This window comes from Pseudomonas sp. Hz4 (assembly GCF_054898165.1).
On record NZ_CM142719.1, the window covers coordinates 1,036,576 to 1,052,702 of the forward strand.

The following is a 16,127-nucleotide window of genomic DNA, read 5'->3' on the forward strand; positions in this document are numbered from 1 at the left end:
CGACCTGGATGTCCGACCTGCGACGGGGCTAGAAATCTTCAAGGCCAAGCTGGCGCGACCGTTTAGCTAACGTCTCATTCAGTGCGAGGTTTGCGATGTGTAAAGATCAAGCTGAAGGTTACCCGGACACCCCATCACCCTCGGAAGTGGAACCAGAGGGTGAGGTCGAGTACAGCGAGGAATTCGCCGCCATGATCCTCGAACAGGAGCAGAACGGCTGTTTCCAGGAAATTGATGTCGATGACATGCTCGCAATGCTCGACCGCATGATCCTTGAGGCCCAAGGCTTGGGCAGTGTGCATTAGCTCTCCAGGCAGAGCGTCAACGATTGATCCAGCTTGTCGCAACACTTTGACAGGAAAGCGGTGCTTCCCTTGTTAGATGGATGCGGCAATCAGTGGTACTGACTGAGGGCGTCAGACCTGCACCACCGGGTAGCAGGCATCTCCCCAAAGGGTGTCCGGATTATCAAGCATCAACTCAATGATCAACGGGACCAGCTTGCCGAGCAGGCTGCTGCAGTCACGCAGCTGAGGTCGATTGACGCTGCTGTCACAGGTCGCACCGCCGTGCATGATCTGATTGCGCAAGGTGTAGATTCGGTTGAACAGCACCGCGAGTACTTCAGCAGTATCGCGTTGAGCCAGCGCCGCCTGTGCTCTGCGTCGGCCATCGGCAAAACGCTCGGTCCATTGCTGTTCGCTAATCTTGCCATTCTGGTAATCCCAGAAACTCTGAAAAACGTACTGATTGTCCAACAGCACGCGAATGCTTCCGGAAAATTCAGACCACACCAATTTCTCAATCTGCCGCCCCTGGTCCAGGTCGCACAGCTTGCGAAGAAAGGCGCGGAAGGTTTCCTGCTCCGAAAGTCGATAGTTCTCATCGATGTCAGTCGCATAGGCCGCGTTGAAGGCAATCCACAAGAAGACGAAACGGCCGTCGGCGTCGTCTGCCTGCTCTGCCCGCTGCAGCCAGCTCAAGGAGCGGTGTACACGCAAGGTGAGATTGACGTGGTGAGTGTCGCGTTCAAGGCGGTGACGCGCCTTAAGGGTGGGGTAATCCATGAGGGCTGACTCATTAAGACAGATAGATGGTTGTCGTTCAGATCGTGGTGTCGTGCAGTGCCAGGCTTTGGCGCTGACTGTCGATCAAGGCCTGGCGTAGAGTCTTTGGCTCGTCGATACGGATGGCGCCAGCTTGTGACAGCAACCACCATTTCAGCTCCCAGCTGTTGTTTATCGTGGCGGTCAAGAGAGCACCGTCCGGTTGATCAATCAGTTTCATATCCTCCGACAGGGGCGTCTCGCGAAGGCGTTTGGCGAGAGTAGGGTCGACCCATGCGCGTAACTGGATCATCTGGCCTTCGCCAAACTGCATGGCACCACTCCGGACGTAATCGGATAGCTTGAAGTCCGCGGGTCTTCGGCCGGGCTGACTGATAAGGGTGACGGCTTCGAAGCGATGGGCTGCGTACAGTCGAACGTCGTCGAAGACCTCGGCGCAGGCGACCAGGTAGGTGATCTGTCCGCGCTGCACCAAACCCAGTGGACTGAGCGTGAGTTCATGCACGCGATTTTTATTCGCCGACCGGTACTGGCAGTGCAGTTGCAAGTCTTCGAGCAGTGCTCGATGCAACTGGTCCAGATGCTCTGCATTGATTTCCGGGGCAATCAAGTTCAGTGCCGGTTGTACGCTGGCGACCTTGTCGACCCAGCGCGCCGAAGCGCTTTCCTCACCAAGAGCCGTGAGCTTTTGTCGCGCTTGACTGAAGCGAGATTCAAGGCTCTTGAGCATCAGCCCTGGTACCAATGGGCGAATGCTGTCCTCCACCAAACGCAGGGTCAGCGCTTCTCCCACCGTGATTCCAGGCAGGTCGATGGAGCGTCCAGGTTGCCAGTACCAACCATAAGGCGTGCCTTTATCGTTGCAGTGCAATGGAAACAGGCTCGACAGTTCGTTGAGGTCTCGCTCAACCGTACGTTTTGTCGTGCGATGGCCGGCCTCTTCCAACTGTTGGTGGAGTTCGGCGGCGGTCAGGCCTGGGGCACGATTTGGAAGCAGTTTGAGCATTTCCCATTGGCGGGAGATGGTTGTGCGGGTGGAGTGCGTGGGCAACGCTGGTTTCCTTACTCTGGCTCACGAACCGCAGAGCATGGCGTCAAGCGTGAGTAATATCAACTAGCCATAGGTTCGAGGCAAAAAAGTCATCTCAATGTCCGGGGAGCCTCTGCCTTTACCTTTGGATGAAGCACATTGCACTCATGCGCGGCACACCTTGTCGCCGAGTGAGGAACAATGGATGTCGACTGAATTGATGGGTGTGCCTGAATTCTTTACATATGGACGCGGCAAACTCTGCGCGCAAAGGAATAGTGTCTATCCGGGGCTCCGGACTTGTTCCGTTTGTTTACCTGTATGAACAAACAACGTGGACGTAGCTTGGTCTTTTGCTTAGGGTGTGGCCTTTAGACACTATCTGGAAGGCGGCGGGATGAAGCGCAAACAGTTCCTGAATCAACCTGAAGTTCAGTCTTTCATTGCATGGCTGGAAGCGAATTTGCCGGCGCTCACGTTCAAGCTGCGTTTCAAGTCCAGCAAGTTCGTACCTGGCGGTTTGGTGACTGATGTCCAGGGGTTCGAGCAGATCCTTGAGCACTATCGCTGGAAGGCAAGCTGGCTGGACACCCACCCAAGCCCGGTGGATTCACAAACCTGGCCTGAAACCCGGTGCTCTCTCGGGCAGCTTCGCGAGTGGCTGACGAGCGCAGTCAACGCGGGCGATGAACAACAAGCTTTGCAGGCATGCTTGCAAATCCTTTGTTGGGGTGGTGTGCGGGGAGCCATTCCCTTTTTGCATCGTTTGGCCGCAAAAAACGAGTTGTCGCGTTATTTGAAAAAGATGGCCGTACTTGTGTCGCTTGACGGTGGCAATGATCTTGATGATCTCGATACGATTAGCGTCGAGCGTTTCGATGCTGGCCTGACCAAGATTCACGCCTTGTTGGATATCTCGGGATCCCCCATTTATGACAGTCGCGTAGGCGCTGCGATTGCCATGTTGTATTCGATGTTTCGTCAACAATGGTTGGGAGGAGGCAAACCTTTGCTCGCATTCCCGTCCGGGGCCGCTCGCGGCAGCCAGATTCGCAACCCAGGAGCTTTCTTGAACGGGCTGGCGGCGCCGCAGTTTTCGGCGATCGATTATGCAGAATGGGCACGCTGGCAAGTGCGATTGGGCTGGATTATTCGGGACCTGCTTGAACGTACCAAGTGGTTCGCCGAGCAAGGGACGCTGCCTGCGCGTTGCCACGCCTTCGAGGCCAGTCTGTTTATGCTCGGCTACGACCTGCGGTGCTTCGGTGCGATGCTGGCGACTGATCCGAACACAGCATTGCCGGAGATCGAGGTGAAGACGCGGGAAAGTGACGGCAATGGTTGGGTACCTACGGGGCACCCATTCAGTCAGGTCCTCAACGACTATCTGGCCTTCCGTCACAGCGGCGCACTCGACAGTAAAGCGTCCTTCGTTGCCTGGCTGATGGCCGACCGAAACGATGATCAATCTCTCAAGCGTGCTACTGCCCTGGGCTACTGTTTCCCGTTTACGATCCAGGAATTCGACTTGTTCGGTCGGCCGCTCGAAGAGCTGGAGCGAATCGTAGCTGGTGGCAAGGATGGATTGTGTGCGGCACTGGCCACCGAGACATTGGAGCCATTCTCTCTGGGTGATGAACGGGTAAGTGTCTGTTTGGTGGATGTGTTGATCACGGGCAATGCGTATCTGCGTGCGACGACCGAGAAAGAGCGCATCGACTACATCATCAGCGCCGGATATGCAGGTACCGAGAACTCTGCAAGGACACTGATGGCATTGGGGCGTAACGTGGGCAAGCACTTCGGTTTGCTGAATGAACAACATATGCCGACGACTTTGTTCGAGCAATTTTTCTGCGAATGCTCGCTCGACGCCTGACTCCCATACGACATTGAACCAGCGTGAAGCGATCCTGGTCGCTTCACCGGACCGGAAGCGACCATGCAAACCCGAAACGGAATTCAGCTGTACTCCGCCTCAGATATCTGCGGTTTTCTCGAGTGTCAGCACCTGACGGCGCTAGACCTTCAGAACCTTGTCTTGCCCATGGAAAAAGCGGCGGCGAGCGATCAGAACCGACTGATACAGGACAAGGGTTTGGCCCATGAGGCGGCTTTTTTCGAACGGCTCAAAAGCGAATATGCCAACGTAGTCGACATTGCCCAGGGTAATCCGAGTTTCGCGCGTCGGGTGGAACTGACCATCCAGGCCATGAAGGCCGGTGTCGACATCATCTTCCAGGCGTCGCTTCAGGAAGGCGCCTTTATTGGTCATGCCGACTTTCTGCGTAAAGTGCCGCTGGCGTCGGCACTGGGCGACCACAGCTATGAGGTGATCGACACCAAGCTGGCGAAAACGGCCAAGGCCAAGTTCCTTGTGCAGGTTGCGCTTTACTCACGAATGCTGATCTCGATCCAGGATGTACAGCCAGCGTTTATGTATGTCGTACTCGGTGATGCTGCGCGTACCGAACAGGCCTTTCGGGTCGCCGACTACGCCGATTATCTGGAGCATGTGCTTCAGCGTTTCGATGCGTTCGTGAACAGTGCCGAACCCCCAGTCACCTACCCCGAACCGTGCGTATATTGTGGATTCTGCGCCTGGCGTGATCGCTGCGACGAACAACGGCAGCAGGAGGATCACCTCTCGGCGGTAGCGGGTATCAGTCGTTCGCAAATCAAGAAGTTACAGAGTGCCGACGTGACCACATTGCACCAGCTGGCGAACAGTACCAACGACCTGCGCATCCCGAAATTGCAGGCAGAGTCGTTGAGCAAGTTGCGGCATCAAGCGCGTTTGCAGTTCCAGGGGCGTTCTAGTGATGTCCCGTTGTTCGAACATCTGCCTGTCTCCGGTGAGCGGCGTGGCTTCCATCGGATGCCCAAGGCGGTTGAAGGTGATCTGTTCTTTGACATGGAGGGCAATCCGCTGGAGGAGGGTGGCCTGGAATACCTCTTCGGTCTATACATCGACGAGGCTGGGCAGCAAACCTTCAAACCCTTCTGGGCGCATACCCGAGAAGAAGAAAAGGTCGCCTTCGAGCAATTCATCGACTGGGTTATCGGCCATTTCAAGCGTTACCCCAACGCGCATATTTACCATTACGCCAGCTATGAAGAGACGGCCATCAAGCGCCTGATGAGCCAGCATGGGACGCGTGAAGCACAAGTGGACTGGTTGCTGCGCAACGGCAAACTGATCGATCTGTACAAGGTTGTGCGCGAAGCGATCCGGGTTTCGGAGCCCAGTTATTCGATCAAGAATATCGAGCACTTTTACATGGCTCAGCGCGACGGCGATGTCACCAATGCTGGCGCGAGCATCGTGTTTTATGAGCGGTGGAAAGAGACCGGCGAATCAGTGTTGCTTGAGCAGATCGAGCGCTATAACGAAGACGACGTACTATCCACGTACCTTTTGCGCAACTGGCTGCTGAAGATCAAACCGTCAAATTCCGGCGATTTTATCGGGGCTCAGGCCGAAAGCGAGAAGTCGGTCGTAGAGCAAAAGGAAATCGAGACGCTTCTGGAGAGTTATCGCGTTCATCTGCTCGGTGGCCTGCCAGTCGAGGAAGAGGCCATGAGTGACGAGGATCAGGTCACCGTGCTCACTTTCCAGCTACTCGACTTCCACCGCCGCGCAGATAAACCGACGTGGTGGCAGATGTTCAGCCGTCTGGACATGACGACCGAGGAGCTGCTGGAGGATATCGAGAGTCTGGCCGGATTGCAGCGTACAAAAACACCCGCGGAACCGATCAATCGGTCTTATCTGTATGAGTACAGTTTCGAGCCTCAAGAAACCAAAATGCGTACCGGCTCTCAAGGCATCATCACCGAGTCCGTGGCCAGCGCACAGCTGATTAATCTGGACCATGACAACGGTCTGGCGACATTCAAGGCAACCGAGAAAAATGCACCGCCTGATTACTTCGACATGATTCCCGGCAAGCCAATCCCGTCCACTTCGCTGCGCAAGGCGTTGTTCCGTTATGCCGACAGCCTTCTGGCCGGCGAGCAGCGCTTCCAGGCGGTTACAGACTTCCTGCATCGACGCGCCCCACGGGTAAAAGACGTTGAGCCTGGTGCGCCACTGCTTGATCCCGGTCTGCCGACGATAGATGCCATCAAGCAAGTGGTACGCAACCTCGATAACAGCGTGCTGTTTATTCAAGGACCGCCGGGTGCGGGTAAGACCTATACCGGTTCCCATGTCATCGTGGACTTGCTCAAGGCGGGCAAGCGCATAGGCGTGACATCCAATTCGCACCATGCCATCAATAACCTGCTGGCGGCTGTCGAGTCTCGTGCGCAAGAGGAGGAATTCATTTTCAAGGGTTTGAAAAAGTCCACGGAGGGAGAGGGTACGGAATTTACTGGCCGCTGCATTCGTTCTATCGAGGACAAAACCGAGTTTCTCGATGCTTGGGGGCCGAACATTGATTTGACGGCCGGCACTGCGTGGCTGTTTGCCGATCCCGCCTTCACCGAGCAACTGGACTATCTGTTTATCGACGAGGCTGGCCAAGTGAGCGTGGCGAACCTGGTCACGATGGGTATGGTTGCAAGCAACATCGTACTGATGGGCGACCAGATGCAATTGTCACAGCCGGTGCAAGGCGTGCATCCGGGCCGCTCGGGCGATTCCATCCTCGACTATCTGCTGGATGGCACACCCACTATCGCATCTGATCGCGGAGTGTTCCTGGCGCAAACCTGGCGCATGCACCCCAACGTGTGCTCGTTCATTTCGCAGGCTGTGTACGAAGGTCAGCTTTCTTCGGCGCCCGGTTCCGAGCAGCGGGTATTGGTGCTGGATGGCCAGCGACCGGAAGTGCCCAATAGCGGACTGATGTTTTGCTCTGTGGAGCACGATGGCAACAGTCAAAGTTCGGACGAAGAGGCGGCACGGGTCAAAGACCTTTACGCATACTTCTTGCGCCAGCGTTATGTGGATAACAAGGGCGTCGAGCACGCGATCTGCATCGAAAACATCCTGGTAGTAGCCCCCTATAACCTGCAAGTGCAATTGTTGAAACAAGTGCTGCCAGCGGATGCTCGAGTCGGTACTGTGGATAAGTTTCAGGGGCAGGAAGCAGAGATCGTCATCGTGTCGATGGCGACCTCGAATGAGGATTATCTGCCCCGAGACATTGGTTTTCTGTACTCGAAGAACCGCTTGAATGTGGCCGTCAGTCGGGCGAAGTCACTGGCATGTATTGTCGCCAGCTCTGATCTGACAGCCATTCGTTGTCTGACTCCGCACGACATGAGCCTGGTTAACGGATTGTGCATGGCTGTCAGGTATGGAACGGTTGCCAGCGCCCCTGTTCGTCGTGCATAGCAATCCCAAGGGGCTTTTACATCTATCAGGCAAACCTGGCTCGAAGTGTGTTCCTGGCTTGGCAGAACGTGGACTGGCCACAATGACCGCTAGCCCACACTCGACCATGAACGAAGCACATTGGAAAAGGGAGATGCGCGTCAGTCATTCATGAGCCAGGGACGCAACTCCTTGAGGTTGGTTGCCACGATTTGCTGTGCCTCGGGGTTAGTGGCCTGATTTCTCGGGTCGATCTGATAGCGTTGCAATACATACTTCACCAGCGCTCTACGACTGGGCACTACCAGCTGGCCATCAGTCATGCCAAAGTCGGTTTCGATGATTGACTTCTGCGCTGCGTTCAGCCGTCCATCGGCTGCAAAAATGACGGGAATCTCGGTATTCCAGTCTTCATCCAGCTCGCGAGTGTTCTGCGATTCATCGAGCAAATCCGGCTGGCCCCGCAGGCGGCTGAGTACAAAGTCGCGGTACTGGCCGTTCTTCTCGCAGTAAGCCCGCACATGCCAGCGCATACCGGTGTAGACCAGTGTGTGAGGGGCGATCAGTCGAATTTCCACGTTTGGTGTGTTGAGCGATACGTACTCGGTTTCCAGGCGCAGGCCATCGCGACAGGCCTTCAGCAATGGGCGCAGGATTTCCGGCCGAATCGGACGATCCGGGACTTCCAGCACCTTGGTGTGGGCGTAGGCCAGTGCGAGCCCATCGATGTGCGGCGCGCGTTCGTTGTTCTGGTAAAGCAGGTGCAAATAGGCGCTGGCGCTGTCGTCGATGAACAGTGGCGTGAACGCCTTGCCGGGCACATAGCCTTTTATTTTTTTGTCATATGTAAGGTTTTTAGGCGCATGTTCCGTGATGTAGGTGTTGATGTCCTTGGACGCCTGTTGACGGCTGATGCCGAAGCTCTGCATCAAGTGTCCCGTGGTCAGCCGGCCCTCCCACCAGGCAACGGTCTCAATCAAACGATAGCGAAGTGCCAGATCCCAGCGGACCTGTTCGATGGACTGCTTGCGTTTCATATCCTCTCCATGTGCGCGAATTCTTTACCTGTATAAGTCTACATTCTAGACCTGTCGTTTAACACTACATATCGTGTCCCTGTCTTCAAAATGAATTGAAGTCACCAAAGGAAGTGGACATGAGTATGTCGGAAGTGGTTTCGACGGGTGCATTGCTGATGATGGGAGCCATCCTGCTGGTGCTGCTGCATCAGTGTCTGAGATTGCGTGAGCTCTGGCAGATGGCTATGGACTGCAAAAAAAATGCGCGCTGGGTGCGGATCTGGGAGATGGAAAACCGCGAACTGCGTTCGGCGTTGCGAGCCGAGAAAGAGCACGTCCAGCAGTTGCAAAGAAAGCTGGTGATTCTGCAGGAATTGATCCCGGCAGAGGGATAAGGGAAAGGATATGAACAGACTTGAACGGATCAAGGGCTGCCTGCTCGGCGGTGCCGTCGGTGATGCGCTAGGCGCCCCAGTGGAGTTTCTCGAGTGGTCAATCATTGAAGCTAAGTTCGGTCCACAAGGTATCGTTGATTTTGCCCCGGTTTTCGGTACCGCCGGCGCCATCAGCGACGACACGCAGATGATGTTATTCACCGCGGAGGGCTTGCTGCGGGCTTATGTGTGCGGCAGTTCACAAGGACCTTGCCACGTCCCCAGCGTTATTCATCATGCGTTGCTGCGCTGGTTGATGACCCAGGATTATCCTGCGGCGATTGCGGTCAGCGAAGATGGCTGGTTAATCAAGCAACCAGAACTCTGGTCTCGCCGCGCCCCTGGCATTACCTGCGTCGATGCTCTCAAGACCAGTCCGCGGCTAGGGGCTGTGGCCGAAAATAACAGCAAAAGTTGTGGCGCCCTGGTTCGCGTTGCGCCCTGCGCCTTCTTTGCAAACGCCTTTGACTACGCTGCCCAGTCAGGGCGCCTGACCCACGCAAATCCTACAGGCTACCTGGCCGCCGGGTTGTTTGCCGATATTCTCCAGCGCCTTGTCGATCAGCAAGACAGCCTGGAGCATGCGGTTACTCAGAGTCTGGCCCAATACGGTCAAGTTCCCGGTATGGAAGAAACTCGAACCCTCATTGAGCGTGTTCTCTTTTTCTTTTACGAGGGCTACCAGCCCACTCCACAACGAATAGGCGAACTCGGTGGCGGATGGGTCGCCGAAGAAGCGCTGGCTATCGGGTTGTGGTGCGCCCTGGCAGCCTCCTCGTTTGAAGAGGGCGTGATCAGAGCGGTGAATCACGGCGGCGATAGTGACAGTACCGGGCTCATCGCCGGGCACTTGTTGGGTGCGCAGTATGGTGCTGTGGCTATTCCTGCTCGCTGGTTTGAGCAACTGGAATTGCGTGAGGTGATTGTGCAAGTGGCTGAGGATCTTGAGCGCGTGCCGCGTGAGTATTGTGGGGTTGGCGGAGAGTTCGATCAGCAGATTGAATTGGCGTATCCCGCGGGCTGATTAAGACTTGCGCGTGCGCAAATAGCAGGTCTTCGAGCAATGTTCCGCGTTACTCAGTTGGGGAGTTCGGCACCTGCAGGCATTGATGCTCAAGATTGCCGGGGTGCTGTCGATAAGCCATTATCCAGGGATGGCATAACGTGCCTAGCACGCGCAATGCATGCCTTTTTTAGTGCGTCAGGGCGCTGATCGAACGCCCTGCTCGGGGATGTGAGTACGTTAAATGACAGGAAGTGATTTATGGGCGTTGTAGTGGGCGTAGTGGTGTTTTTTATCGTGCTTGGAGCGCTCTCATCGCTGATAGAACGCGGTGCCGCCTCGGGATTGCTGCGCCCCTATTTAGGCCTGTTCCTTATCGCAGCACTGATTGCAGGCATGGGGCTGTTACTGGGTCTTTTGTCCCAGGACGTGCAGGCGTTTTTCTTCATGGCAGCCAAAGTGATGGCGGTGTTAGTCGGCGTAGCGTTGTGCCTGCACCTGATCGTCTCTATTGGCAAACGTTGGCTGTGATAACAAGGACACACAGAACTCCATGAGCAAATTGTTTAGATTCACCAGCCTGCCAAACGCAAGACGCGGATCGAACGAAGCGAATATCTTTATTCACGGTTACAGCGCTGGCCACAATGTTGAAGATCGGCAAACCTTGCTGGCGAGCATTCCTGAATCCATTCGTCACCATACGAATATTTTCGCCTTCTGGCCGTCTAGCCACTTTGCCCGTTTCAATCGCCGGTCCAAATCGCTACTCGAAACTTCAAGTGGTGTGTCGTTGCCGTTAGCTGCAGCAGTGGCTGCTGTGGATCGTGGCGCGCATTTCTGGCAAATACGCACGCGGGCCGAGGAAATGGGCGAGTCGCTGCTCGACCAACTCAGCGAACACCTGCGCCACCATCACCAGGGCATCGATACGATCAACCTGATCGGTCACTCGCTCGGGGGACGGCTTGTTATCAGTTGCCTGAAAAAACTCTCCGCCGGGCGAGGCCATCGGCTTGTGATCAATGATGTGTTGCTGATGGCGGCCGCTGCCACCATCGAGCCGCAGGAGGCGCAGAGCGTTCTTCGTGTGGTCGATGGCCGGCTTATAAACGCCTACTCCAAATCAGACTGGACACTACTGATGAATGCCGGCGAGGTTTGCCTGGGTCGCAATAAGGCCGAGCACTTCGAGAACATCGAGATCACCGACTTCGGCCACAGCGATTACTGGAAAAAGCTACCGCAGGTGCTGACCCATGTACGGTTTAAGGCGGCCCCGCAAGAACAGGAGTTCGAGGTTCTGGATGAGATGGCCAGCGCTTTCGCCCCCGAGCCCTCACCGACACCGCTACAGGAAGTAGGCCCTTTGACGTTCGAACTCAACGCGCCTGACGACATTTACCGGCGAATCAAGGATGAACTGGCGCGAATCGCGCTGTCGCTGAATACCTCGTCGAACGACCCTGCATTGAATCTGGCGCAACAAAACGCGCACGAGCTGCTCAAAGAACAGCAAACCAGGTTGCAGGCGCAGCTTGAGGCACTGCAGGAAAATGCAGAGTGGAAAAAGTTCACCATTGCGGTGTACGGCGAAACCGGTGCCGGCAAGTCAACGCTGATTGAAACCTTGCGCATTCTGTTGCAAGAGCCCACCAAACTGACTCATCAACAGGCGTTCCGCGACCTGCACAAGCAATACAGGCTTGGCGAGGGTAGTCTTCAGCGCATGCAGCAGGCCATTGACCAGGCCGACGTCAAGCTTGGTGAACTTGCCCAACAGCTCCAAGCTACGATTGAACGCCATCACCAGCTGCACAGCGAAGCCTTGAACGCCATTGCCGGCCTCCGGGCGTTGATTGCCGAGCGCAAAGAAACCGCGTCGCTGTGGCAGAAGCTGATTCGTTTGTTCAAGAAGTTACCTGAGGAAGCTCAACTGGTCCTTGCCGAGCAGCAGCTTCTCCATGTGGTGACTGCACGGGATAGCGCCATCGAACCCTTGCGTGTGCAGCACAGTGAGGCAGAGCAGGGCAAAAACGCCCTGGTGCAACAACACGCAGGACAACGGCTCGAGAGTGAAAGCCTCCTGGAGAAAATGCACACCCTGGCCGATGGGGAAATCATTGGCGATGGCCGTGCCGATTTCACACGCAAAACCCAGCGCTACGACATGGTACTGAACGACCAGCCTTTCGCCTTGCTGGATGTTCCCGGTATTGAGGGTAATGAGGGGTTGGTCGTCAGCCAGATCGAGAAAGCCGTGCAAACGGCCCACGCAGTGCTGTATGTCACCAATCAGGCAGCCCCGCCGCAAACGGGTGACGACCAACGTAAAGGCACGCTGGAAAAAATCAAGGAGCATCTGGGCGCACAAACCGAGGTCTGGACGATTTTCAACAAGAAAATCACCAATCCCAAACACTCGCTTACGGACCGTCCATTGATCTCCGAAGACGAGGCCGCGAGTCTGGAGGGACTGAACGAAAAGATGCGCATGCAGCTTGGCGGCCACTACCGCAATGTGTTCTCGCTCTCGGCGCTGCCAGCATTTTTGGCTTCCACCGAGCACTTTGCACCGAACTCGCAAAACGCCACACGGCGCAGCAAGATGCTCGCAGACTTCAAGCCGGAAGAACTGCTGGAAAAAACCCGCTTACGCGGATTTCTCTACCTGCTCAATGCCCATTTGCTTGCTGGCAGCGAAGCCAAGATCAGTCGCGCCAACTTTCATAAGGCCAAGGACGCGGTAGACCACACGGTCTCCGCTCTGGACGCTCTGAAAGCCAGGTTCAGCCAGTTGCTGGAAAATCTCCGCCTGGACGGCCAGAGTGCCCAGGTGCAACTGAAGGGAAGTTTCACATCCTTGAAAAAACGCCTGGAAACGGCCGGTGAAACGGAGATCGAACACTTTGTCTCCGACGTGCGAAGCGTCATGTATGAATGCGTTGATACCGACATCAGCAACGATGAATTCAAGCAAGCCTTCAGGAACGCCATCGATGCCCAGCAAAAAAAGTTGAGTGGTCAACTACCGGTTGCCATTACCAAAGAGGTCGAGCGATTCCAGAAGGAGGCCGCGGACATTCTGTTCCGCTTTGAGGAACAGGCCCGCGAATTGACTGGCATTTACGCCACGCTCGGCAAAACCAATCTGCATACCCAGTTTGATCTCAAGATAGAAGTCGACAACGGCATCAAGGTCGGCAGCTTGCTGATTGGCGTGGTCGGCACCATTGCTGCGATATTCCTTACTGGCGGAACCGGCGTGGTGGTACTGGCGCCGGCGATTGCCGGCCTTGTTTTATCCACGTACAAGGCGGTAAGGAGCGCGTTCAGTTCCGACTACAAGAAGTCCCAGCAACGTGACGCCGTCGATAGCAACCTGCGCGAAGCCGCCGGTCAATTACGCACCTTGCTGTACGACGGTTTGAAATCATGCCTGGCGGATATGAAGAAAAAGATCGACGTGCTGGACAAGGCACTTGAAGCCCCCATCAAACAGACTGCCGGGCTGGTACAACTACTGGGCCATTCGACCGATCATCTCAACACCCTTTCCCGCCAAATCGACAATGCAGGAACCCTGTGATGGAACATACCCTCGATACCTTCAAGGCACAGCAGGCGCACTCGCTAGCGTTGCTCGGCAAATTGCTCAAGTTCCTCGATCAAGGCGAAGCCGTCGGCGTACCGGTGGACCCTGCGTTGAAAAGCAAGCTTCTAACCGCGATCGACAGCGTGGCCGGCGAAAAACTCAAAGTGGCGTTGATTGGTGGCTTCTCCGAAGGCAAGACGTCTATCGCTGCGGCCTGGATGGAAAAGCTTGACGCTTCCAGTATGAAAATCAGCCATCAGGAGTCGTCCAATGAGGTAAAGGTGTACGAAGTGGGTGACGACTTCGTATTGATCGACACCCCGGGGCTGTTCGGCTTCAAGGAACAGGTTAATGCCGAAACCAACGCCGTCGAAAAGTACAAAGACATCACCAGGAAATACGTCAGCGAAGCCCACTTGGTGCTGTACGTAATGAACTCCACCAACCCGATCAAGGAAAGCCACCAGGACGATCTGGCGTGGCTGTTCCGTACCCTGGACCTGCTGCCACGCACGGTATTCGTCCTCAGCCGTTTCGATGAAGTGGCCGACGTCGAAGACGAGCAGGACTATCAGGTCAATCTGGCGGTTAAACGCACCAATGTCACCGGGCGTCTGCGCGAGTTGGTAGGATTGAACGACGCGGAAGTTGCCCAGCTGTCTATCGTTGCAGTGGCGGCCAATCCATTTGATTTGGGGTTTGATCATTGGCTGGCCAATGCAGGACAGTTCAAAACGCTATCCCATATCGCCAGCCTGCAATCGGCAACCACCAGCAAAATCCGGAACAACGGCGGCAGTGCCGCATTGGCCGGCGAAATGCACAACAGCGTGATTCGTGATGTGCTGAACAAGCAACTGCCGGTTGCCATCGAAAACGATCAGAAAATCTCGCAGGAAGTGAGCAAGTTACGCGAGCTGAAAAGCCGCTCTGAAGACCAGCTGGAACAGACCAGGCTTGGGATTGAAGCGGTTCGCAGAAATTTGAGTTCCTTCGTAGAACGCTATTTCACTGACCTGATCATGCAAGCCAAGGGCAGCAGCCTGGAGACTTTTGGCGACTTCTTCGAACGCGAAATTGGCGCCGAAGGCATCGTACTGGCTACGCGTTTGCAGATCGAATTCAGCCGCCAGACCGAGTCCATCGCCCTTGACGTGGCGAAGATGCAGCTTGGCTTCGATACCGAAATCAATCATTTCAACACCAATGTCCGCGCATTTGGCAAACAAGGCGTTAATCACCTTCTAAAAGGTAACGTGATCAACAACGCCACGGTACTGGCCGCGCGCGACACCCTCGTCAGCGCTGGCAAGATGGTGGGTATGGAGCTTGGCTCACTGCTTAAATTCAAGCCTTGGGGCGCAGTGACCTTCGCCAAAGGGGCCAACGGTGCGCTGGCCTTCCTCGGCGTAGCCATTGAAGCCTGGGACAGCTGGGAGCAATACAAGCGGGAAGAGGCGTTCCGTAGCTCAATCGCGAAGATGGTTGAAGACTTCGAGAAACAACGCAAGGAGCTGATCGCTCTGATCAACGCCGAGCAATTCAAAGAGCAATTCTTTGGCAAGTACCTGGAACTGAAAGACAGCGTCGCCATGCTCCAAAACAGCCTCAGAGACAGCAGCGAACGCCAGCAACGCTTCCAGGCCTGGCGTGTTGAAGCAGAAGCCATCGATGAGCAGTTCAAGGTACTGAATCGGGTGCAGTGAGCAGTGAAACCTGTACTGGAAAGGGGCGCTGAAGCTGTTGCCCGCTTTTTAAGACTATTTGCCATTATTGGCGTGGATGATAGGCAGGGCGCTCAAGGAGCGTTGCGTGCCATCAGGAGCCCTCAGGGAGGAAGAAGTGCGAACACAGGTAATTATTGAGGATCATGTTCTACCGCAGTTGCTTACCTCAGCTATCGAAGCTTACGAGGTGTCCCACCGAGCTCATGCGCGCGGGCGAAGCAACAAGAATCTTGAAACGTTCGGCTTGTTGTGGGGGTACGCGTTACCGGTACGTAATGGCCTTCCTGCTCGCCTGGTCGCGGTCGTTGCCACGGTTGAGACCTCGGCGCTGAGGAACTCCGACTGGGTACGGCCCGATTTCGAATCCATCGCGATGAAGCGAGATTTCTTTGGCGAATATTGGCCGCAACTGGAGCTGATCGGCACGTTCCATTCACACCCTTATGAGGACCTGAGCGAGGTCAATGACCTGAAGGGGTGGCGCGCATCGGAGGCGGACATGGCGTTTTGGCCTGCATTTCATGAGTTCGTATGCCCAGACATGGATGAACTGGCACACCTGGTGATTGCAATCACGGCCCTGGGCCGCAAAGGCTCTGCAGAACCTGTGCGCCTGGCGGGCGGTGAGTACACCTCTGGCTATGTAATCAGTGCCGACAAACGCAAATTGTGGATAAAGGGATACACATCGTCGTTGTTCGAGGATATCGATGAGGATGCTCCGTTCGATGAGGAGTTCCTGGCCGGCAATATCGAGATGGTTCGTTCTTACGATGTTTGGGAGGACGAAGATGTGCTGCTGGAAATACCGTCACTGGAAGCGCGTTTCAGGCATGTACTGCTGCGCAAGTAAGGCCGCGAGCCGTCGCCATGCTTGATTCGGCCGAAGCAGCGGGGTTCGTTAAGAAGCCCCGTTGCGTCGCATGGGG

12 protein-coding genes are annotated in these 16,127 nt (G+C 55.5%); 9 read left to right on the plus strand and 3 right to left on the minus strand.

The genetic code is table 11. The features are described from left to right. The first annotated feature begins 95 nt into the window (after positions 1–95). A complete protein-coding gene (locus ACYZTR_RS04595) occupies positions 96–305 on the plus strand; it encodes a hypothetical protein (protein WP_080290876.1) in 210 nt (69 codons plus the stop codon). Between the two features lie 111 nt (positions 306–416). On the opposite strand, the gene ACYZTR_RS04600 is transcribed toward ACYZTR_RS04595, so the two are convergent. Together ACYZTR_RS04600 and ACYZTR_RS04605 are read right to left on the minus strand one after the other, a co-directional pair. Beyond that, a complete protein-coding gene (locus ACYZTR_RS04600) occupies positions 417–1,067 on the minus strand; it encodes a HEPN domain-containing protein (RefSeq protein ID WP_047579498.1) in 651 nt (216 codons plus the stop codon). Positions 1,068–1,104: 37 nt separating this feature from the next. After that, complete coding sequence (locus ACYZTR_RS04605) at positions 1,105–2,118, minus strand: helix-turn-helix transcriptional regulator (protein ID WP_461976816.1); 1,014 nt, start codon at positions 2,116–2,118, stop codon at positions 1,105–1,107. A 376-nt stretch (positions 2,119–2,494) separates the two neighbouring features. Here ACYZTR_RS04605 and ACYZTR_RS04610 point away from each other — a divergent pair, with 376 nt between their 5' ends. Further along, on the plus strand, positions 2,495–3,976 hold the full coding sequence (locus ACYZTR_RS04610) for a hypothetical protein (protein WP_461976818.1): 1,482 nt from the start codon (positions 2,495–2,497) through the stop codon (positions 3,974–3,976). A gap of 63 nt (positions 3,977–4,039) precedes the next feature. Continuing rightward, positions 4,040–7,441 carry a TM0106 family RecB-like putative nuclease gene (locus ACYZTR_RS04615; protein ID WP_461976820.1) on the plus strand — a complete coding sequence of 1,134 codons (3,402 nt, stop codon included), beginning with the start codon at positions 4,040–4,042 and terminating at the stop codon, positions 7,439–7,441. Positions 7,442–7,581: 140 nt separating this feature from the next. Here the strand turns inward: ACYZTR_RS04615 and ACYZTR_RS04620 are convergent, their stop codons facing one another. Further along, on the minus strand, positions 7,582–8,457 hold the full coding sequence (locus ACYZTR_RS04620; protein ID WP_461976821.1) for a WYL domain-containing protein: 876 nt from the start codon (positions 8,455–8,457) through the stop codon (positions 7,582–7,584). A 119-nt stretch (positions 8,458–8,576) separates the two neighbouring features. Here ACYZTR_RS04620 and ACYZTR_RS04625 point away from each other — a divergent pair, with 119 nt between their 5' ends. From ACYZTR_RS04625 to ACYZTR_RS04650, 6 genes are all read left to right on the plus strand, one after another. Then, positions 8,577–8,834, plus strand: coding sequence for a hypothetical protein (locus tag ACYZTR_RS04625; protein WP_047579489.1), 258 nt, complete (start codon positions 8,577–8,579; stop codon positions 8,832–8,834). Between the two features lie 10 nt (positions 8,835–8,844). Then, positions 8,845–9,897, plus strand: coding sequence for an ADP-ribosylglycohydrolase family protein (locus ACYZTR_RS04630; protein WP_461976823.1), 1,053 nt, complete (start codon positions 8,845–8,847; stop codon positions 9,895–9,897). Between the two features lie 240 nt (positions 9,898–10,137). Then, positions 10,138–10,407, plus strand: a complete 270-nt coding sequence (locus ACYZTR_RS04635) for a hypothetical protein (protein WP_047579485.1) — start codon at positions 10,138–10,140, stop codon at positions 10,405–10,407. A 22-nt stretch (positions 10,408–10,429) separates the two neighbouring features. After that, complete coding sequence (locus ACYZTR_RS04640) at positions 10,430–13,465, plus strand: DUF726 domain-containing protein (RefSeq protein ID WP_461976825.1); 3,036 nt, start codon at positions 10,430–10,432, stop codon at positions 13,463–13,465. After that, on the plus strand, positions 13,465–15,177 hold the full coding sequence (locus ACYZTR_RS04645) for a LeoA/HP0731 family dynamin-like GTPase (protein WP_461976827.1): 1,713 nt from the start codon (positions 13,465–13,467) through the stop codon (positions 15,175–15,177). Before ACYZTR_RS04640 ends, ACYZTR_RS04645 begins: the two co-directional genes overlap by 1 nt. 106 nt (positions 15,178–15,283) lie before the next feature. Then, a complete protein-coding gene (locus ACYZTR_RS04650) occupies positions 15,284–16,051 on the plus strand; it encodes a hypothetical protein (RefSeq protein ID WP_229635663.1) in 768 nt (255 codons plus the stop codon). The last annotated feature ends 76 nt before the right edge of the window (positions 16,052–16,127 follow it).